This is a genomic window from Amycolatopsis sp. NBC_00355 (assembly GCF_036104975.1).
GTDB lineage: Bacteria > Actinomycetota > Actinomycetes > Mycobacteriales > Pseudonocardiaceae > Amycolatopsis.
This window is the reverse complement of record NZ_CP107982.1, coordinates 9,800,319-9,819,422: the sequence shown is the minus strand read 5'-3', so window position 1 is coordinate 9,819,422 and position 19,104 is coordinate 9,800,319. Positions and strand designations below refer to the sequence as shown.

The 19,104-nt window shown below is 71.9% G+C and carries 17 protein-coding genes and 1 pseudogene; 8 read left to right on the top strand and 10 right to left on the bottom strand.

Annotated elements, in window-relative coordinates:
- Positions 1–8: 8 nt before the first annotated feature.
- A complete protein-coding gene (locus tag OHS18_RS45710; RefSeq protein WP_247049175.1) occupies positions 9–809 on the bottom strand; it encodes a hypothetical protein in 801 nt (266 codons plus the stop codon).
- Positions 809–2,284 (bottom strand): hypothetical protein, encoded by a 1,476-nt coding sequence (locus tag OHS18_RS45705; RefSeq protein WP_328614994.1) that lies wholly within the window; start codon positions 2,282–2,284, stop codon positions 809–811. The genes OHS18_RS45710 and OHS18_RS45705 overlap by 1 nt, the downstream gene beginning before the upstream one ends.
- Before the next feature lie 62 nt (positions 2,285–2,346).
- On the opposite strand from OHS18_RS45705, the gene OHS18_RS45700 reads away from it, so the two are divergent.
- The 3 genes and pseudogenes from OHS18_RS45700 to OHS18_RS45690 all read left to right on the top strand — a co-directional run.
- Complete coding sequence (locus OHS18_RS45700; RefSeq protein WP_328614993.1) at positions 2,347–2,781, top strand: PPOX class F420-dependent oxidoreductase; 435 nt, start codon at positions 2,347–2,349, stop codon at positions 2,779–2,781.
- A gap of 53 nt (positions 2,782–2,834) precedes the next feature.
- On the top strand, positions 2,835–3,779 hold the full coding sequence (hemF, locus tag OHS18_RS45695) for an oxygen-dependent coproporphyrinogen oxidase (RefSeq protein ID WP_328614992.1): 945 nt from the start codon (positions 2,835–2,837) through the stop codon (positions 3,777–3,779).
- A gap of 266 nt (positions 3,780–4,045) precedes the next feature.
- A pseudogene (locus tag OHS18_RS45690) lies at positions 4,046–6,109 on the top strand (PQQ-dependent sugar dehydrogenase); the annotation flags it as partial.
- A gap of 58 nt (positions 6,110–6,167) precedes the next feature.
- Here OHS18_RS45690 and OHS18_RS45685 read toward each other — a convergent pair.
- On the bottom strand, positions 6,168–6,542 hold the full coding sequence (locus tag OHS18_RS45685) for a hypothetical protein (RefSeq protein ID WP_328458440.1): 375 nt from the start codon (positions 6,540–6,542) through the stop codon (positions 6,168–6,170).
- Between the two features lie 104 nt (positions 6,543–6,646).
- On the opposite strand from OHS18_RS45685, the gene OHS18_RS45680 reads away from it, so the two are divergent.
- Positions 6,647–7,774, top strand: a complete 1,128-nt coding sequence (locus tag OHS18_RS45680) for a hypothetical protein (protein WP_328614990.1) — start codon at positions 6,647–6,649, stop codon at positions 7,772–7,774.
- Here OHS18_RS45680 and OHS18_RS45675 read toward each other — a convergent pair.
- Positions 7,749–8,357, bottom strand: a complete 609-nt coding sequence (locus tag OHS18_RS45675) for a TetR/AcrR family transcriptional regulator (protein WP_328458444.1) — start codon at positions 8,355–8,357, stop codon at positions 7,749–7,751. The two genes, OHS18_RS45680 and OHS18_RS45675, sit on opposite strands and share 26 nt — an antisense overlap.
- An 82-nt stretch (positions 8,358–8,439) precedes the next feature.
- On the opposite strand from OHS18_RS45675, the gene OHS18_RS45670 reads away from it, so the two are divergent.
- Positions 8,440–9,327 (top strand): sterol desaturase family protein, encoded by an 888-nt coding sequence (locus OHS18_RS45670; RefSeq protein WP_328458446.1) that lies wholly within the window; start codon positions 8,440–8,442, stop codon positions 9,325–9,327.
- On the opposite strand, the gene OHS18_RS45665 is transcribed toward OHS18_RS45670, so the two are convergent.
- The gene (locus OHS18_RS45665; RefSeq protein WP_328614989.1) at positions 9,301–10,242 is read right to left on the bottom strand and encodes a helix-turn-helix transcriptional regulator; all 942 of its coding nucleotides are present in this window, start codon (positions 10,240–10,242) and stop codon (positions 9,301–9,303) included. The genes OHS18_RS45670 and OHS18_RS45665 overlap by 27 nt on opposite strands.
- 177 nt (positions 10,243–10,419) lie before the next feature.
- On the opposite strand from OHS18_RS45665, the gene OHS18_RS45660 reads away from it, so the two are divergent.
- Entirely contained in the window at positions 10,420–11,844 is a 1,425-nt protein-coding gene (locus OHS18_RS45660) for an MFS transporter (protein WP_328614988.1), read from the top strand.
- 72 nt (positions 11,845–11,916) lie between these two features.
- On the opposite strand, the gene OHS18_RS45655 is transcribed toward OHS18_RS45660, so the two are convergent.
- Positions 11,917–12,960 (bottom strand): glucosyl-3-phosphoglycerate synthase, encoded by a 1,044-nt coding sequence (locus OHS18_RS45655; protein ID WP_328614987.1) that lies wholly within the window; start codon positions 12,958–12,960, stop codon positions 11,917–11,919.
- 183 nt (positions 12,961–13,143) lie between these two features.
- Here OHS18_RS45655 and OHS18_RS45650 point away from each other — a divergent pair, with 183 nt between their 5' ends.
- Positions 13,144–13,350: a hypothetical protein gene (locus tag OHS18_RS45650; RefSeq protein ID WP_328614986.1), complete on the top strand. Its 207-nt coding sequence runs from the start codon at positions 13,144–13,146 to the stop codon at positions 13,348–13,350.
- Complete coding sequence (locus OHS18_RS45645; protein WP_328614985.1) at positions 13,347–14,204, top strand: hypothetical protein; 858 nt, start codon at positions 13,347–13,349, stop codon at positions 14,202–14,204. The genes OHS18_RS45650 and OHS18_RS45645 overlap by 4 nt, the downstream gene beginning before the upstream one ends.
- On the opposite strand, the gene whiA is transcribed toward OHS18_RS45645, so the two are convergent.
- From whiA to uvrC, 4 genes are read right to left on the bottom strand one after another with little or no spacing between them, the layout of a single operon-like run.
- Entirely contained in the window at positions 14,167–15,162 is a 996-nt protein-coding gene (gene whiA / locus OHS18_RS45640) for a DNA-binding protein WhiA (protein ID WP_247049167.1), read from the bottom strand. The two genes, OHS18_RS45645 and whiA, sit on opposite strands and share 38 nt — an antisense overlap.
- Positions 15,162–16,154: a gluconeogenesis factor YvcK family protein gene (locus OHS18_RS45635; RefSeq protein ID WP_328614984.1), complete on the bottom strand. Its 993-nt coding sequence runs from the start codon at positions 16,152–16,154 to the stop codon at positions 15,162–15,164. Before OHS18_RS45635 ends, whiA begins: the two co-directional genes overlap by 1 nt.
- A 1-nt stretch (position 16,155) precedes the next feature.
- A complete protein-coding gene (gene rapZ, locus OHS18_RS45630) occupies positions 16,156–17,013 on the bottom strand; it encodes an RNase adapter RapZ (RefSeq protein ID WP_003101350.1) in 858 nt (285 codons plus the stop codon).
- A gap of 41 nt (positions 17,014–17,054) precedes the next feature.
- Positions 17,055–19,028: an excinuclease ABC subunit UvrC gene (gene uvrC, locus OHS18_RS45625; protein ID WP_328458461.1), complete on the bottom strand. Its 1,974-nt coding sequence runs from the start codon at positions 19,026–19,028 to the stop codon at positions 17,055–17,057.
- Positions 19,029–19,104 lie beyond the last annotated feature (76 nt).

Sequence of the window (19,104 nt, the reverse complement as noted above, 5' to 3'; positions counted from 1 at the left end):
TACTCCCCTTAGAGCGTGTCCGACGACGTCGCGCGCAGCGTGCCGCCGTCGTTCGCGACGGCCACGACGTCCAGCGCGAGCAGGTCGTCGAAGGCGGCGTCGGCGGCGAGTTCGCGGACCTGGATCTGGTAGCGCGGTGTGGTGCGGTAGGTGCCGCCCTGTTCGTCGCTCACCGGGACCAGGAAACCCTGGTCGGCGAGGAAGCGCAGGGCGCGCGAGACCATGCCGCGGGTGGTGTCGGCGGCGAGCCGGCCGTCCTTGGTGGCCGCCGCGGCCGGACGCCGGGTGTAGGCGCGCCAGGCCTGTTCCAGCTCGGGCGCATCAGCTAGGGGGTCGTTGTTGGCTTCGGCCTGGGCGGCGCGTTCGTCGAGCATGCGGGCGGCTTCGCGGACCATCGCGTCGACCTGTTCGACGCTGACGCGGCCGATGTAGGTGTCGTTGGCGAGGTCGTCCGGGCGCGGGTAGCCGAGCGCGGCGGCGGCGAGGTGGATCAGGCCGTGCAGCACCTTCTCCGTGTCGCGGCGCTCACGGATCTTGGCCTGACGGGCGTAGGAGTCCATCTTGATCTCGAACACGGACTCGTCGGTGGCCGCGAGGACCGCGCCGGCCTGCTGGTTGACCTCCAGGACCATCAGCCCGAGCCCGGAGGCGACGGCGTGGGTGAGCGCCTTGAACGCGTTGTCCTCGCCGTAGCGGCGCACGAGGTCGCCGTAGACGACGTCGCGGGCGGGCAGCTGTTTGGGCCGCATGCCGAACGCGACCAGGCGGGCCGCGGCTTCGGCGTCCACGCTGCTGTGGGACAGCGCCATTACGCGACTTCCTCTTCTTCGTCGGCACGCTCTACGGCGGCGGTGGACAGGAGCAGGTCGGCGCCGCCGAAATCCGGGTCGTCGAGCAGCGTGCCGTCGTCGACGGCGAGCAGCACCGAGCGGTCCCCTTGGCGCCGCGCGGCGCCGATCCCGGGACTGTAGGCGTGCACGGCGCGCAGCGCGACCAGGGCCGCGAGCCCGGGCTGGCGGCTGCGGCGGGCCTCGTCGAGCAGGCCGGAGAGCCGTCGTGGCACCTCGGGCAGGTCGAGCAGTTCGTCGGCGCGGCGCCAGACGTCGTCGCCGAACATGTCGGTGACGTCGGCGGGCATCAGCTCGGGCTCCGGGATCTCGCCGACCAGCTGGTCACGCTCGGGCGCGGGGCGCAGGAGCAGCGAGACCAGCGCCGACAGCGACGGGACGACCGGCGCGGCGATGCCGGCGACGGCGTGGAAGAAGCGCTCGGCCGGGGTGACGGCGTCGGCCAGCGGCAGCCCGAGGGTGGGCACCAGGAGCTGGCCGAACAGGTCGAGCGTCGCGCGCTGCGGCGGGCCGGAGAACTGCTGGCGGTCCTGCTCGGCGCGGAACACCGCGCCCGCGTCGGCCAGCCGGGACTGCAGGCGGGTGTGCCGGCGGATGCAGTCGCCGACGATGTCGACGAGCTCGGCGGCGCGGCGCTTGCGGTCGAGGTCCTCGGTCTCGTCGCGGGCGGTGGTGATGTTCTTGAGGATCGCGTTCTCGGCGCGGAAGCGGGCTTCGATGTGGCTCAGCGCGTTGTCGAGCAGCTCCGGGACCTCGCGCTCCCAGTCGACCGACCGGACGTCGCGGCGGGTCGCGTCGAGCTTCGCGCGCAGCACCTCGCCGTACTGGACGGTCCGGTAGCGGGCCTGCTCGGCGGCCAGTTTCGCGTCGGCCAGCCGGCCCCGCGCGATCAGGTTCTCGAGCTTGACCTCGGCCGCGATCTGCGCCGACTCGACGTCGGTGTCGAGGGCGCCGACGAGCACGTTGATCGCCTCGTCGGTGGCGCGCAGGTAGACCTCGCCGTCCCGGGCGGCCAGCTCGACCAGCAGCTTGAAGTCGAACTGGCGGCGCTGGTAGCCACCCGGCCCCATCGAGCCGTAGACGCGCCGGAAGCCGCGGTCGGTGGTGCCGACGTTGATCAGGTTGTCCAGGACCCACTTCGCGACGCGGACGTGTTCCTCCGGCATCCGCGACGGCGCCTGCGCGGCGATGAACGGCAGCAGCCGGTCGATGACCTCGTCGTGGCCGGCGCCGGTGTCGAAGTCCATCGCGATGGTGACCTGGTCGATCGTGTGCAGCGCGATCTCGGCCATCTGGTAGATCGTGGCGTCGGCCCAGTCGAGCTTCGCCTTCCGCGCGTCGAGGTCGTGCAACGGCGCGGTGCAGGCGAGCGCCTTGAGGCGGCGCGTCAGCCCTTCGTCGGCCAGGCCCTGGCCCCCGGTCTCGTCGTCTCGCACAGCAGGCCAGGCTAGTCGGCCACCCTCTGCACACGCGCGGGTGACGGGCTAACGTCGCTCTCATGCGTGAGATGAGCCGTGACGAGTGGTGGCAGTTCGCGTCCGAAGGCACCCGGACGGGCATGCTCGGCCTGGTCAGGAAGGACGGCTCACCGATCGTGACGCCGATCTGGTTCCTGCTGAACGAGGGCCCGGACGGTGACGAGCTGATCTTCACCACCGGCACCGGGACGCTGAAGGGCAAGGCCATCGCGCGCGACGGGCGGATCTCGCTGGCCGTCGACGACCAGCGGCCGCCGTTCTCCTACGTGCAGTTCACCGCCGAGGCGCGGCTGACCCAGGACGACGACATGCTGCCCTGGGCGACGCGGCTGGGCAGCCGGTACATGGGCGCCGAGCAGGGCGAGGCGTACGGGAAGCGCAACGCCGTCCCCGAGGAGTCACTCGTCCGGGCGAAAATCACGAAGGTGATCGCCCGGGCGGACATCGCCGGCTGAACCCGCCGCCCACCTGCGGATCGCTGCTAATCTCGCGGTGGGGGTGGGGGTTCATGCTTTCAGGTGGGGACAGCAGACGCGAAGCCGTGACGGCGATGGTGAACGCCGGGCAGCGGGAACTGGTCGCCGAGCTCGAGCGGCTGGACGGCGGGGCCCGCTTCGGCCGGTCGGGCTGGGAGCGGCCCGGCGGGGGCGGCGGGCAGGCGCGGCTGCTGGAGAACGGTGACGTCTTCGAGCGGGCCGGCGTCGACTGCTCCGCGGTGTACGGCGAGCGCCTGCCCGAAGCGGTCGCCCACCAGCACGGGCTGGACCCGGACAGCGGGTTCTTCACGACCGGGCTGTCGGTGGTGATCCACCCGCGCAACCCGTACGTGCCGGCGTTCCACGCCGATTTCCGGTACTTCGAGTCCGGCGGCACGTGGTGGTTCGGCGGCGGCGCGGACCTGACGCCGTGCTACGGCTTCGCGGACGACGCGGCGCACTTCCACCGCACGCTCAAGACGTACTGCGACACCTTCGACCCGGCGTTCCACGCGCAGGCCAAGCGCGCCTGCGACGAGTACTTCACGCTGCCGCACCGCGACGAGACGCGCGGCGTCGGCGGCATCTTCTTCGACCACCTGCACCCCGAGGGCCCGCACGGCTGGCACCGCGCGGCCGCCTTCGCCGCGGCGGGCATCGCCACGATCGCGCCCGCGTACCTGCCGATCGTGCGGCGCCGCAAGGACCTCCCCCACGGCGACCGCGAGCGGCAGTGGCAGCTCTACCGCCGCGGCCGGTACGTGGAGTTCACCCTGGCGCACGACCGCGGCACCCGGTTCGGGCTGCAGACCGGCGGCTACGTCGAGGCGATCCTGATGGCGCTGCCGCCGCTGGCGCGCTGGGAGTTCGAGCTGACGCCGGAGCCGGGCAGCCCCGAGGCGGCGCTCACGGAGTTCCTGGTGCCGCGGGACTGGGCGGGCGAAGAGGCGGTCCCGGAGACCCGGATCGCGGGCTGACACCGGCGACGGCACGAGACCGGTGTGACCGCGGGGTCCCGAGGTTGCCGTGCCGAAGGGCGACGCGCCCGATGTGGCGTCGGGTGCGTCCGGCGAGGCCGCGCAACCCCTCGGTACTGGGCCGTCCGGGCGCATCCGCCCCGCTGAGCGGGAAGCCGGGTTTCACCGTGGGTGAGCGCGGGTGTCCGGTATTGACACGACCCGCTCGGACGGTGTGTGATCCCTCCATAGATAGGAAACTTTCCTAACTATTTCTGGAGGTCCCCGTGGCACCCCGCCTCCCTTGGCGCGTGGCTGTGGCCGGTACCGCCGTCGCGGCGCTCGGCTTCAGCGCGTTCACCCCCTTTGCTTCAGCGGCCACCACCGCGGCGACGGACTACGAGTCCGAGAACGCCGTGATCTCCCAGGGCGTCGTCGAGTCGAACCACGCCGGCTACTCCGGCACCGGGTTCGTCAACTTCGACAACGTCGCCGGGAGCTACGTCGAGTACTCGGTGAACGCCGCGCAGGCGGGCACGCACACGCTGACCTTCCGCTACGCCAACGGAACCGCCGACAACCGGCCGGTGACGCTGATCGTCGACGGCGGCGACAAGGGCACCGTCGACTTCCCCGCGACCGGCGCCTGGACGACGTGGCAGACCGTCACCGCGACCGTGCAGCTGACCGCCGGGGTCACCAAGGTCCGCACCACCGCGACCACCGCGAACGGCGGGCCGAACGCGGACAGGCTCACCGACACGTTCACCGCGCCGAGCGACAGCGAACCGCCGTCGCCGCCGTCGAACCTGGCCGCCACGAACATCCTGCCGACCGCCGCGACGTTCTCCTGGACGGCCGCGACCGACAACGTCGGCATCGTGCGCTACGAGATCAACCGCGGCGGCAACATCCTCAAGACCGTCGGCGGGACCACGACTTCGGCGACCGTGGACAACCTGACGCCCGACACCGCCTACGACATCTCGGTCGGCGCGTACGACGCGGCGGGCAACCCGTCGCAGCAGAGCAACGTCGTCGCCTTCACCACCCCGCCGAGCGACGACACGACACCGCCGAGCGTGCCCGGCAGCCTGCGCTCGACCGGCGTCACGGCGAACAGCGTTTCCTTGGCGTGGAACGCTTCCACGGACAACGGTGGCACGATCACCGCCTATGACGTCTTCCAGGGCGCCACGAAGGTCGCGTCCACGACGTCGCTCACCTCGACGGTGACGAACCTGAGCCCGAACACGTCCTACACCTTCACGGTCAAGGCGCGGGACCCGAACGGGAACAGCTCCGCCGCGAGCAACGCGGTGACCGTGAAGACGAGCGCGCCGGGTGGTGCCGGGGGCATCCCGGAGTACGACAAGGACATCACGAAGGTCGACCTCGGCTGGGCGGTGGACTTCCTGCCGAACGGCAACGCGCTGGTGACCGAGCGGGACCGGTTCGAAATCCTGCTCGTGACGCCGGCCGGCCAGAAGACCACGCTGGGCACGGTGCCGGGCGCGGTGACCACCACCGGCGAAGGCGGCGTGCTGGGCCTGGCGATCTCGCCGAACTGGGCGAGCGACCACGCGATCTACGTCTACCACACGGCTTCCGGCGACAACCGGATCGTGAAGATGACCTACGACGGCACCAAGCTGTCCTCGACGTCGACGCCGGTGCTGACCGGGATCGCGAAGAACCGCTACCACAACGGCGGCCGGATCAAGTTCGGCCCGGACGGCAAGCTCTACGCCACCGTGGGCGACGCGAAGAACAGCGACAACGCGCAGAACAAGAGCTCGCTCAACGGGAAGATCCTGCGGCTGAACGCCGACGGGTCGGCGCCGAGCGACAACCCGTTCTACGCCACCGGGGGGAACGCGCGCTACGTCTACAGTTACGGCCACCGCAACCCGCAGGGCCTGGCCTGGGACTCGCGCGGCCAGCTGTGGGCGGCGGAGTTCGGCGAGAGCAGCCTGGACGAGCTCAACCTGATCCAGAAGGGCGGCAACTTCGGCTGGCCCAGCTGCGAGGGCACGCAGGGCAGCTGCAGCGGCTTCATCGCGCCGAAGAAGACCTGGCCGACGTCGCAGGCCGGGCCGTCCGGTGTGGAGATCGTCAACGACTGGATCTACATCGCCGGCGTCACCGGTGAGCAGCTGTTCGCGACGCAGATCAACGCGGCGGGCACCGGCGTCGGCACGGTGTCGACGCTGTTCTCCGGCCGCTGGGGCCGGCTGCGCTCGGTGACGAAGACACCGGACGGCGGGCTCTGGCTGACGTCCACGAACAACGACAAGAACGGCGGCACGCCGAGCGTCCTGGACAACGTGATCGTCCGGCTGAAGTTCCCCGCCGCCCACTGACCGCGGCTGGGGTGACCGGAGCGGCGCCGGTCACCCCAGCCGCGCTTCACACCGGCTCGGCGGTGACCCGCTCGAGGTGGGCGTCCACGTCGAAGCCGTGTTCCTCCAGCCGGCGCCGGGCGAGCAGGCGTTCGTCGGCGGTGAACAGCGCTTCGTACTCCGGACGGAGCATCGTCGCCTCGGAGCTGCGGGCGAGCTGGTTCTTCTCCCAGAGCAAGGCGAACCCGCCCGCGGTCCCGGCACCGCGCAGCAGCCGGCGGGCGGCCTCGACACCGCCGTGCTCGCGGACCATCCGTTCGAATTGGAGCGGCCGATAGCCGTAGTCGGTGGCGAGAACCCGGCAGCCGTCGAGCAGGTCATCCGTGAACCGCCGGGCCAGCCGCCGGTCGGCGACGGGAACGGTTTCGGGCAAGTCGGACATACCACACCTCTCGACGGGACACTATCTTCTTCAGTCGCGCGAGAGCCCCGTTTCGCTACGTCGCGACGGCGAAAACTGTCGGTCCCTTCTGCAAAGGTGACCCCATGCGCACCGTGGTCGACGCCGAGGTTCACGTCCACTATGGACAGATCTACGTGCAGAGTGAGGGGGGCGACCCGTTCGAAGGCGACCTGACGGCGTGTTTCACCGGGCAGCGCAACGGGTTGTGCGGCGCCGCGTTCCCCGGCACGTTGTTCCTGATCACCGGCCTGCACACCGGAAACGTCGGGTTCACCGCCCGAGTCCACGAGACCGAGCCACCCGACGCGGGCTGGGAGGACGTCGTCGAAGCGCCGTTCCGCCCGGACGGCGTGACCCGCCTCGTCACCTGGGGCGGCGAAAACTCCTGGGACCTCGAACTGTCACCGGGCGATTACCGCGTGCGCTACAGCGGATCCCGGATGGACGCGGGGCACGACCGCGACACCCGGCTCGACGGCGAACCCCCGCTGGACCGCTACCTGCTCCAGTTCTGGCCCGCCGCGCCGGCGCCTGACATCGTCGTCCGGCAACGCAGCGCGATCGCCGCGTACTGGCACGGTTTCGCCCGGGAGCTGCCCACGACCGAGGAGTACACGGCGGCACTGGCACGCGTGCGGGAGGCACGTGAGCGGGAGACGGCGGAGGCCCTCGCCGAGGCCCAGCACGAGCGGCTGCTGCGGGAGTGGGGCGGTGCACTGCCGTCCGAACACATCCTGAACCTGCCACACACGCTGCGCGAACTGGCCAAACGGGACCGCGGGTTCATCGCGGACGCGACCGGCGCCGCGCCGGACGTCCAGCACGCGCTGGCGCGCCGGCTGGCCCGTCACGCGTTCGCGCTGGCCGGCTTGGACGACGTCGCCTGGATCGCCGAAGGGTTGCGCGCGCTCGACGAAGGCCGCGCGCTGCCGCCGCCGTTCGACGAGCGGAGGGCGGCGTGGGATCGCCTGCTGTCGGATCCCGACGTGCCACGCACCCTGGTCCGCACCCCCGGCGGGCGGCACGACAACGCGCTTCGGCAGGCCATGGCGTTCCCGGCGATCTTCGGCGCGGCGAAACCGGACCCGCTCGAAGCGTTGGGTGAGGCGCTGTCGGCGGCCTCGGTGACCCACGGCGGTGACAGCGCGGCGCTGTTCGCCTGGGCGCGAGCGGCCCTCGCCGAGCTCACCAGCCGAACAGGCGGTCCATGATCCGGGCGCAGCGGCCGGTCATCGCGGCCGCGTCCTCGTCCGGGCGGTCGATCCACCAGCTGATCAGCGAGTCGACCACCCCGGTCCAGACCTGGGCGACAGCCTCGATGTCGACGGGGTCGGGCAGCCCGCGCGACGTCATCAGCTGGGTCGCGCCGAGGAGGGCGAAGGCGTCCAGGCGGTGCCGGTAGTCGGCGGCCGCCGTGGCGATGTCGCCGCTGTTCGGCACGGTCGCGTCGCGCAGGAGGCGCCACGCGTAGCGGTCGTGGTCGAAGGTCGTGAAGATCGCCGAAAGCACCTTCAGCGGCATCCGGTCGGGTTCACCACCCGACGCCATGGTCGTCGCGACCCCCTCGGTCAGCCGGTCGCCCGCGCGGTGCAGGCAGGCGAGGTACAGACCATCTTTCGAGCCGAAGTACTGGTACAGCAACGGTTTCGTGACGCCGACCCGGCGCGCGATCTCGACCATCGACGCGCCCGCGTACCCCGCCCGGCCGAACTCCTCGGTCCCGGCGACGACGAGCTGCGCTTCGCGCTCCTCGCGGGGCATCCCCTTGGTCCCGACCGGTCTTGACTCCGTCACGTCCGAGACCCTACCGTGCGTAAAGTGACCCGAGGGTAAGTTACCGTCGAGTCAGATCAGAGAGTCCGTTCTAGGAGGCGACGTGGCCGAGTTCCTGGCGCACCTGCGCGACCCCGTGCTGTTCGCGATCCCGGTGTTCCTGCTGTTCGTGACGATCGAGATCGTCGCCGTGCACGTGCTCGGCCACGACGACAACGTGCTCGGCTACAGCCCCGCCGACACCCGCACGAGCATGCTGATGGGCACCGTCTCGGTCGGCGTCAACGCGCTGTTCCGGCTGGTGATGCTGGTCGTCTTCGCGGTGCTGTTCGAGCTGGCGCCGGTGAAGTTCGACCCGCGCGACTGGTGGACGTGGGTGCTCATGCTGCTCGGCCAGGAGCTGGTGTTCTACGCCTACCACCGGGCGAGCCACCGCGTCCGGCTGCTGTGGGCCGGGCACCAGGTGCACCACTCGAGCGAGCACTACAACTTCTCGACGGCGCTGCGCCAGAAGTGGACGCCGTACTTCCAGCTGCCGTTCTGGTCGGTGCTGGCGCTGTGCGGCATCCCGCCGTGGCTGATCCTGACCGGCCTGTCGATCGACCTCGTCTACCAGTTCTTCGTGCACACCGAGAAGATCGGCAAACTGCCGCGCTGGTTCGAGTACGTCTTCAACACGCCGTCGCACCACCGCGTCCACCACGGCAGCGACGCCGAATACCTGGACGCCAACTACGGCGGGATCTTCATCATCTGGGACCGGATGTTCCGCAGTTTCGTCCCGGAGGGCAAACGCCCCACGTACGGGCTGACGAAGAACATCGGCACGTACAACCTGCTGAAGGTCGGCTTCCACGAGTACGGCTCGATCCTGCGCGACCTGCGCGGCGCCCGGACCTGGCGTGAGCGCGCGGGTTTCGTGTTCGGCCCGCCCGGTTGGCAGCCCGCCGAAGCCGCTCTTCGGTCAGCGCCGGTCGGCCTGCGTCACTGAAGCATCGGGACGACGTCCCGGGGCCGCCGGCGCCGTCGCGCTGCCCAGGAGCCGCAACGCCGTCTCGGACGGCGAGCCGGGCTCGGCGGTGTAGGCGATCAGGCGCTGGCCCGACGTCCCCGGGATGACGAGGTTCTCGAAGCTGAGCTCGACCGCCCCCACCAGGGGATGGCGCAGGACCTTCACCCCGGAGGTGCAGGTGCGCACCGGGTGCCGGGCCCAGCGGGCCGCGAACTCGTCGGAGTTCATGGAGAGCCGGCCGACGAGCTCGGCGAGCGCGCGGTCGTCGGGGTGGCGGCCGGCGGTCAGGCGCAGCGCGGCCACGGCGAGCTGGGCCTGTTCGTCCCAGTTCGGGTACAGGTCCCGGTACCGCTCGTCCAGGAACAGCATCCGGGTCAGGTTGGGGCGGGTCGCGGGACTGTCCGGGCTCTCCGCCGGCAGGTGCGCGGCGAGCAGCGCGTGGCCCAGCTGGTTCCAGGCGAGCACGTCGTTGCGCCGGTCCATGACGACGGCCGGCACGTGCGTCATCGCCCCCAGCAGCTGACGGGCCGACGCGCTGACGTGCGCCACCCGCGGTGGCGCGGGCCGGGACCGCCCGGCGGGGCGGGCGAGGGCCTTGAGGTGGGCCGTCTCGTCGTCGGTGAGACGCAGGGTGCGCGCGATGGCCTCCAGGGTGCTGTCGGAGGCGCCGGTGGAGCGGCCCTGCTCGAGGCGGGTGTAGTGGGTGATGCTCACGTGGGAGAGCGTCGCCAGCTCCTCGCGGCGCAGCCCGGTGACGCGGCGGCGGGTCGGGTGCGGCGCGATGCCGACGTCCTCGGGGCGCAGCGCGGCGCGGCGCGACTTGAGGAAGTCACCCAGTTCGGACGAGCCGTCCACAACATGCCTCCAGGTCGACCTCGGCTGGGCGGTGGTCACGTTCTCCTCCATGATGCCCGCGGGGGCCGGACGCCGGAAGCGCCGAGGGTGGTCGTGGGATGACCACCCTCGCCCTGACGGGGCACGGCGCGGTTCTGGCTGGGAGCCCGCGTGCCGACGAGCCTTTCCCGGGACCACGTGTGCCACGGAACCCCTGAGGGAAAAGGACTCGACGTCATGTCTGTCACTGATACGGAGGCGGCCGGCGCGGCGCCCGCCGGGCTCACCCCGCGGCTGCGGCTGGTGCTGGTCCTGCTGCTCGCGACGCAGTTCATGCTCGCGGCGGACTTCGCCATCCTGAACGTGGCGCTGCCGGTGATCGGCGGGAGCCTCGGCTTCCCCTTGGGGCACCTGCAGTGGATCGCCACCGCGTTCGCGCTGTGCGCGGCGGGTTTCACGCTGTTCTTCGGCCGGGTCGCGGACCTGTTCGGCCGCCGCCGGCTGTTCCTCGGCGGTCTCGTCGTGCTGGCCGCGGCTTCGGTGCTGGGCGGGCTGGCGCGGAACCCGGAGATGCTGATCATCGCCCGCGTCTTCCAGGGCCTGGCCACCGCCGCCGTCACCCCGGCCGCGCTGTCGCTGATGACGGTCTCGTTCCCCGAAGGCCCGCTGCGGCGGAAGGCACTCGGCCTCAACGGCGCACTGATGTCCAGCGGCTTCACCGCCGGCGCCGTCCTCGGCGGCGTGCTGACCGACCTGCTGTCGTGGCGCTGGGCGTTCTTCGTCAACGTGCCCGTCGCCCTCGCCGTGCTGGTCATCACCCCGGCGGTCGTCAAGGAGTCCCGGCCCGACGAGCGTCCCGGGCTGGACGTGCCCGGCGCCGTCACCGTGACGCTCGGCCTGCTGGCCGTCATCTTCGGCCTCACCCAGGCGAGCGAGCGGGGCTGGGCCTCGGCGAGCGTCCTGGGCTCGCTGGTGGCCGGGGTGGTGCTGCTGGTGGTGTTCTACGCCGTCGAGCGCAGGGTGCCCGCGCCGCTGGTGCCGCTCGGTGTGCTCCGCAGGCGGTCGGTGGCCTGGGGCAACGTCGCCGGCCTGATCGCGTTCCTCACCGAGTGCTCCCTGGTCTTCCCGCTGACCCTCTACCTGCAGGAGGTGCTCGGCTTCTCCCCGCTCGCCGCCGGCCTGTCCTTCGGCGTGCTCGGGCTGGGCACGGTCACGGGCGGCGTCTGCGCCCCCAAGGTCATCGGCAAGATCGGCAGCAAGCAGACCCTGATCGCCGGCGGCCTCCTGCAGGCCGTGTTCACCGCGGCCCTGCTCGGCCTCGGCGAGGACCGGTCGTGGCTGGCGCTGATGCTGATCGCCGGCTTTGCCGGCGGTGTCGGCAACATGCTCGTCATCGTGGGCTTCATGGTCACCGCCACCTCCGGGCTCGCCGACCACGAACAGGGCCTGGCCACCGGCCTCGCCACCATGACCCAGCAGGTCGGCATCACGATGGGCACGCCGATCATGAGCGTCGTCGTCACCACCGCCGCGGCCGGCACCGGAGCCACGGCCGTGCTCGGTGGCCTGAAGGCCGCGATCGCGGTGAACGCCGCCATCGTGGTCCTCGGCCTCCTCACCAGCGCCCTGTTCCTGCGCGGCGACCGGCCGCCCGCGCGGTAACGACAGCGAGCGGGCCCGTACCGCAAAAGGTCCGAAGTGGACACCGTCGGTGTCCACTTCGGACCGAGACGGTTACGCGGTGTCCTGCAGGTCCAGCTCGTTCTCCGGGCGCAGCGTCACCGGCAGGCTCGCCAGGGGCGGGCGCTGCGGGGACGTCAGGTCCGTCAGCACCAGCTCCCGCTCGACGCCGCCGGAAGACGCGCCGCGCTGGAACTGCGCCAGCATCGTGGCCGGTGGGATGGCCGTCACCAAGCGGCCGTAGCGCTCCAGGCGGTCGAACAGCGTCTGCATGATCTGGCCCGACATGCGGCCCAGCGCCTGGGTACTCTGGTGGCGGTGCACCCGGTGACCGAGGTCGACCTGGGCCAGGGAATCGAGCCCGCGCAGTTCGAGCAGGTCGATCAGGTGGCCGATTTCGACGCCGTAGTTCACGACGAACGGGATGCTCTCCAGCACCTCGCGACGGCCCGCGTACTCCCCCGCGAGGGGCTGGACGAAGCCGGACAGCTCGGGCCAGAACATGTTGATCAGCGGCCGCGCGACGAGCTCGGTGACCCGGCCGCCGCCTTCCGGCTCGCTGCCCGCCGCGCCGTTGAGCGGGCGGTGGTAGAAGCCCTTGACGTAGGCCACCGACGGGTCGGTGAGCAGCGGGCCGAGCAGCCCGGTGACGTAGCCGGTGGTGAAGTCGTAGAGGTCGCCGTCGACGAAGACCACGAGGTCGCCGGTCGTCGCCGCGACGCCCTTCCACAGGGCCTCGCCCTTGCCCGCCAGCCCGTCGAGGGCCGGGAACACGGCGTCCTGCGCGACGACCCGCGCGCCCGCCGCGGCGGCGACCTCGGCGGTGGCGTCGGTCGAGTGGCTGTCGACGACGAGGATCTCGTCGACGAGCCGGTGGTGTTCGTGGAGTTCTTCGCGGATCGCGGTGACGATCGCGCCGACCGTCGCCTCCTCGTTGCGCGCGGGGATGACCACCGAGACGGTCGTGCCGCGTTTGGCGTCGACCAGCTGCTCCGCCGTCCAGTCGTCGGCCCTGCTGCTGCGCCGGGCGAGCCAGGTGCCGACCTCCGGCGACACCTGCAGCTGCGCGCGGTCATTGCTGTTCCGGCTCGTGCGCATGCGTTCCCCTTCCCTCGTTCGGCGTACTCCCTCCCGACCGAGGTTCGACGCGCCGCGTTTCGGCGACCACTCCCCCGTGCTACCGCGGTGTTACGAGTTCGCCCGGACGACACCGATCCCGTTAACCGCACCGACGGAAAACCGGCTGACCAGCGCGGCCCCGCTGCCCTAGGCTCGCCGTCCATGAGCCGGTACCGCACGGTCGACGGCCCGGGGTTCGCCGACGCCGGGGTCGCCGAGTACCGCGCGACCTCGCACCCGATCGACCGGGCGCCGCTCGAAGGGTTCGTGGCGACGGCGGCCGTCCTGGCCCGCCGCGGCGGTGGCGCGGCCGGACCGGACCGCTTGGCGGAGCTGGTGGCCGAGTACGGCCGCGCGAGGCCGGCGTGATCGAGCCGAACCGCCCGTTCCGCTGGGACCTGGTGCGCCCCGACCACCTCGGCTCCCTTCTGGACGGTGTGCCCGAGCCCGATCTGTGGTTCCTCGACGACCTCGTCGAGTGCGCCGCGAAGGTGCTCGCCCGGTCGGAGAACGGAGAGCTGTACTTCGTCGGCCGGTCCGGCGACTCCGTGTTCGACCTGCTCGGCGGTGCGCTGCCCGACCCGGCCCGGCTGCACCTGCTGCCGCTCTCCACCGGGCTGGTGGGCGGTCTGTGGGGCGGCCTCGCCGCGACCGAGGTCGCGCAGCTGCGGGCGAACCTCGCCGCGCACGGTCTCACGCCGGAGCTGCTGGCCCGCGGAGCGAAGCCGGTCGTCTTCGTCGACGTGGTGTCGTCCGGCCGGACGTTCGGGCAGCTGCTGGACATCCTGCGCGACTGGGCCGCCGACGAGCGGGCGGACTGGCCCGCGATCCGCCGCCGGCTCCGGATCGTCGGCCTGACCCGGCGCACGCACACCAGCCCGAACACTTGGCGGTGGCAGCAGCACACCGCATGGGCACGCGAGGTGACGATCCGGAACGTGTCCGTCGAGACCGCCTTGTTCGGCTACCTCGCGGACCACCAGCAGAAGGTCGCACGGTCGTTCGGGCGCTTCTCGTGGGCGGCCGGGGACGTGCGCTCCCCCGCCCGCGACCACCGCACCCGGCGAGCCCTCGCCGAAGCGGTCGCCCTCGTCGAAGCCGGCCGCTCACCGGCCGTGCGGGACCAGCTGGCTCGCGTGCTGACCCGCGAACCCGCGATCGCCGGACCCTGGCTGCGGGACCTCGTCAGGCGTCTTCCTCTTCCTCGAGCATCTCCGGGGTGACCGCGGACTCGGTGTCCGGGATGCTCAGGTCCTTCGCGCGCTTGTCCGCCATCGCCAGCAGGCGGCGGATGCGCCCGGCCACGGCGTCCTTCGTCATCTGCGGGTCCGACAGCTGGCCCAGCTCCTCCAGGGACGCCTGCCGGTTGGACAGCCGGAGCTTGCCCGCCGCCAGGAGGTGGTCCGGGGCCGTGTCGCCGAGGATCTCCAGGGCGCGCTCGACCCGGGCCGCCGCCGCGACGGCCGCGCGGGCCGAGCGGCGGAGGTTCGCGTCGTCGAAGTTGGCCAGGCGGTTCGCCGTCGCGCGCACCTCGCGGCGCATCCGGCGTTCCTCCCACTGCAGGACGCTCGTGTGCGCGCCCAAGCGCGTCAGCAGCGCGCCGATGGCGTCACCGTCGCGGACCACCACGCGGTCGGCGCCGCGGACCTCGCGCGACTTCGCCTGGATGCCCATCCGGCGCGCGGCACCCACCAAAGCCAGCGCCGCCTCCGGGCCGGGGCACGTCACTTCCAGCGACGACGACCGGCCCGGCTCCGTCAGGGAGCCGTGGGCGAGGAACGCGCCCCGCCACGCCGCTTCGGCGTCGGCCACGCCGCCGGACACGACGGCCGCGGGCAGGCCGCGCACCGGGCGGCCGCGCTGGTCGATCAGCCCGGTCTGCCGGGCCAGCCCCTCGCCGTCCTTGACCACGCGCACCACGTACCGGGTGCCCTTGCGCAGCCCGCCGCTGGCGGTGATGACGTGGACGTCGGAATGGTGGCCGTAGAGCTCGTGGATCTCCTTGCGCAGCCGTCGCGCGACCGAGCCCGTGTCCAGCTCCGCTTCGACGACCACCCGGCCGGCCACGATGTGCAGCCCGCCGGCGAAGCGAAGCAGCGACGCGACCTCCGCCCGGCGCGGCCCGATCTTCGTGATCTCCAGCCGGCTCAGTTCGTCCTTCACCGCGGCGGTCATCGCCATTACTGCCCCTCCCTGCCTTTCGCTCCTCCCCCGTGCTCCCCGCCCCTGCCGAGACCGAGAGCCTCCCGCATACACCTCGCGAGCGCATCAGGATCATGCCGTCCCGCCACTTCCGGGTCGGCCACCGCCCCCAGGTGTGCCCGGCCGCCGAGCCGCTCCGCCGCGCGGCGGAGATTCGCCGGGTCGGGGACCGAATCGCGGTCCGCGATCACCGCGTCGACCCGCAGATCCGGCGCGTGCTCGGACAGGACGTCCAGGTGCCGCTCCGGGGAGAACCCCGCGGTTTCCCCCGGCTGGGGGACAAGGTTGAGCACGAGCACCTTCGTCGCGGTGGTCTTGACGAGCGCGTCGTGCAGCCCCGGCACGAGCAGATGCGGCAGCACGCTCGTGAACCAGGAGCCGGGACCGAGGAACACGACGTCGGCCGCCAGCACCGCGTCCACCGCTTCGGCGCACGCCTGCGGGGGCCGCCCCGACCGGCCCGGCGCGTGCAGGCTGACGCGCTGCACCTGCCCCGGCGTCGACGCCACCGCGACCTGGCCGCGGATCGTGCGCAGCGCCGCCGGGTCCTCGCTGTCGAGGCCGCTGACCTCCCCCACGATCTCCAGCGGCTCCGGGGACATCGGCAGCACCCGGCCGGAGACGCCGATCAGCCGGCACGCCTCGTCGAGCGCCGCCACCGGGTCGCCGAGCACCTCGAACAGCCCGGCCAGCAGCAGGTTCCCCACCGCGTGCCCGGCCAGCGCGCCGTCCCCGCCGAAGCGGTGCTGGAACACCTCGGCCCAGAGCGTGCCGCCGTCTTCCGCGGCGAAGGCGGCGAACGCCTGCCGGAGGTCGCCCGGCGGCAGCAGCCCGAGTTCGCGCCGCAGCCGGCCGGACGAGCCGCCGTCGTCGGCCACGGTGACGATCGCGGTGACGTCGGGGGTCACCCGCCGCACCGCGGACAACGTGGCGTGCAGTCCGTGGCCGCCCCCGAGGGCGACCGCCCGCACGTTATTCACGACCAAGGTCGCGGTGCACCACCTTCACGGCCATTCCGTCCTCTTTGGACAGACGCTGGGCGAGCTCCACCGACAGCGCCACGCTGCGGTGCTTGCCACCGGTGCAGCCGACGGCGAGGGTCAGGTACCGCTTGCCCTCGCGCTTGTAGCCGGCGCCGATGAGCCGCAGCAGCTGGTGGTAGCGGTCGAGGAACTCCTCGGCGCCTTCCTGCGAGAGCACGTAGTTGCGGACCTCGCCGTCGAGGCCCGTGTGTTCGCGCAGCTCCGGGATCCAGAACGGGTTCGGCAGGAACCGGACGTCCATCACCAGGTCCGCGTCCATCGGCAGCCCGTACTTGTACCCGAACGACAGCACGGTGACGCGGGTCTGCGTGCTCGCCTCGGACCCGAACGCGTCCTCGATCTTGGCCCGCAGGTCGTGCACCGACAGCGACGACGTGTCGAGCACCAGGTCGGCCTCTTCGCGCAGCGGCTCCAGCAGCGTCCGCTCCGCCGTGATGCCGTCGGCGAGCCGGCCGTCACCCTGCATCGGGTGACCGCGCCGGACGGCCTCGAAGCGCCGCACCAGCACGGCGTCGGTCGCCTCCAGGAACAGCACGCGTGGCTTGTACCCCCGCGCGTCCAGATCCTTGATCACCGAAGCCAGGTCGTCGGTGAACGCGCGCGAGCGCACGTCCATGACGACGGCAACCTTGGTGATCGCGCCGCGCGCCTGCGCGCCCAGCTCGACCATCGTGGCGATCAGCTCCGGGGGCAGGTTGTCCACGACGAACCAGCCCAGGTCCTCCAGGCACTTGGCCGCGGTGCTGCGGCCCGCCCCCGACAGCCCGGACACCACCGCGACCTCCATGCCGGAGCCGCGGACATCTTCTTGCGCACTCACTGTCTTTCCTACTCCCCTGTCTTCGTGCCCTGGCCCGCGCCGGACTCCCCGGCCAGCGCGGCGACCACGGCCTCCGCGGTGCGCCTGCCGAAGCCGGGCACCGCCTCGATCTCTTCGATCCTGGCCTGCTTGAGCTTCTTCACCGAGCCGAAGTGCTTGATCAGCGCGGTGCGGCGAGCCTGCCCCAGCCCGGGCACACTGTCCAATTCGGACGCCTGCAGCCGCTTGGAGCGCTTCTCGCGGTGGTAGGTGATGGCGAAGCGATGGGCCTCGTCACGGAGCCGCTGCAGCAGGTACAGCCCCTCCGACGTCCGCGGCAGGATCACCGGATCGGGGTCGGCGGGCAGCCACACCTCTTCGAGCCGCTTCGCCAGCCCCACCACGGAAATGTCGGTGATGCCCAGTTCGGCCAGGACGTCCGCGGCCGCCGTGGCCTGCGGGCCCGCGCCGTCGACGACCAGCAGGTTCGGCGGGTAGGCGAACTTGCGCGGCCGGCCGGTCTCCGGGTCGAGGCCCGGTTTCGACGAGTCGATCGGCACGTCGGCGCCTTCGGCCGTTTCCTTGAGGTAGCGGTTGAACCGCCGCCGGACGACCTCGGCGATCGACGCCACGTCACCCTCTTCGGCCGCCTCGCGCAGCGCGAAGCGCCGGTACTCGGATTTGCGCGCCAGGCCGTCCTCGAAGACGACGAGCGACGCCACGACGTCACTGCCCTGGATGTGGCTGATGTCGATGCACTCGATGCGCAGCGGCGCGGTGTCGAGGGCCAGGAAGTCCTGCAGTTCGGTGAGCGCCGCCGACCGCGCGGTGAGGTCGCCCGCCCGGCGCAGCTTGTGCTGGGTGAACGCCTCCCCCGCGTTGCGCTCCACGGTCTCCGCCAGGGCCCTCTTGTCGCCGCGCTGCGGCACCCGCACCTGCACCCGCGAGCCGCGCAGCCCGGTGAGCCACTCCGCGAGCGCGTCGGCGTCCGCGGGCAGTTCCGGGACCAGGACCTCGCGCGGGACCGCGGGCCCGGCGTCGACGTTGTCGCCGGCGTCGAGCTCGGCCTGCTCGCCGTAGAACTGCGTGATGAAGTGGTCGACCAGCGCCGGGACGTCCATCTCCTCGGCCTTGTCGATGACCCAGCCGCGCTGGCCGCGGACCCGGCCGCCGCGCACGTGGAAGACCTGGACGGCGGCTTCGAGGTCGTCGTGGGCGAACGCCACGACGTCGGCGTCCGTGCCGTCGCCGAACACCACGGCCTGCTTCTCCATCGCGCGCCGCAGCGCGCCGAGGTCGTCGCGCAACCGGGCCGCGCGCTCGAACTCGAGCTCCCCGGACGCGGCGGCCATCTCGGCTTCGAGGCGCTTGATCATGCCGTCGGTCTTGCCCGCCAGGAAGTCGCAGAAGTCCTCGACGATGTCGCGGTGCTCGTCGGCCGAGACCCGCCCGACGCACGGCGCCGAGCACTTCTCGATGTAGCCGAGCAGGCAGGGCCGGCCGATCTGGCCGTGGCGCCGGAACACCCCGGCCGAGCAGGTGCGCGCCGGGAACACCCGCAGCAGCAGGTCGAGCGTCTCGCGGATGGCCCACGCGTGCGAGTACGGCCCGAAGTACCGGACGCCCTTCTTGCGCGCCCCGCGGTAGACGAACAGCCGCGGGAACTCCTCGTTCAGCGTCACCGCGAGGACCGGGTAGCTCTTGTCGTCGCGGTAGCGGACGTTGAACCGCGGGTCGAACTCCTTGATCCAGTTGTACTCGAGCTGGAGCGCCTCGACCTCGGTGGTGACGACGGTCCACTCGACGCTCGCGGCGGTGGTGACCATCTGCCGGGTGCGGGGGTGCAGGCCGGAGAGGTCGGCGAAGTACGAGTTCAGTCTGCTGCGCAGGCTTTTCGCCTTGCCGACGTAGATGACCCGCCGGGCGTCGTCGCGGAACTTGTACACGCCGGGGGCATCCGGGATGCTCCCCGGCGAGGGACGGTAGGTGGTCGGGTCAGCCACGCCCCCAAGACTATGGCGCGGCACCGACAGTTCTCGCGGCCCCCCGCCTCGCCCGCCGGAAGTAGGGTGATCGCCG

What these genes read in the sequence shown, in the direction of transcription:
- OHS18_RS45710 (WP_247049175.1), bottom strand. Translation starts at nt 809, where the DNA reads ATGGCGCTGTCCCACAGCAGCGTGGACGCCGAAGCCGCGGCCCGCCTG.
- OHS18_RS45660 (WP_328614988.1), top strand. Translation starts at nt 10,420, where the DNA reads ATGTCTGTCACTGATACGGAGGCGGCCGGCGCGGCGCCCGCCGGGCTC.
- OHS18_RS45655 (WP_328614987.1), bottom strand. Translation starts at nt 12,960, where the DNA reads ATGCGCACGAGCCGGAACAGCAATGACCGCGCGCAGCTGCAGGTGTCG.
- OHS18_RS45700 (WP_328614993.1), top strand. Translation starts at nt 2,347, where the DNA reads ATGCGTGAGATGAGCCGTGACGAGTGGTGGCAGTTCGCGTCCGAAGGC.
- whiA (WP_247049167.1), bottom strand. Translation starts at nt 15,162, where the DNA reads ATGGCGATGACCGCCGCGGTGAAGGACGAACTGAGCCGGCTGGAGATC.
- OHS18_RS45685 (WP_328458440.1), bottom strand. Translation starts at nt 6,542, where the DNA reads ATGTCCGACTTGCCCGAAACCGTTCCCGTCGCCGACCGGCGGCTGGCC.
- hemF (WP_328614992.1), top strand. Translation starts at nt 2,835, where the DNA reads ATGCTTTCAGGTGGGGACAGCAGACGCGAAGCCGTGACGGCGATGGTG.
- OHS18_RS45680 (WP_328614990.1), top strand. Translation starts at nt 6,647, where the DNA reads ATGCGCACCGTGGTCGACGCCGAGGTTCACGTCCACTATGGACAGATC.
- rapZ (WP_003101350.1), bottom strand. Translation starts at nt 17,013, where the DNA reads ATGGAGGTCGCGGTGGTGTCCGGGCTGTCGGGGGCGGGCCGCAGCACC.
- OHS18_RS45650 (WP_328614986.1), top strand. Translation starts at nt 13,144, where the DNA reads ATGAGCCGGTACCGCACGGTCGACGGCCCGGGGTTCGCCGACGCCGGG.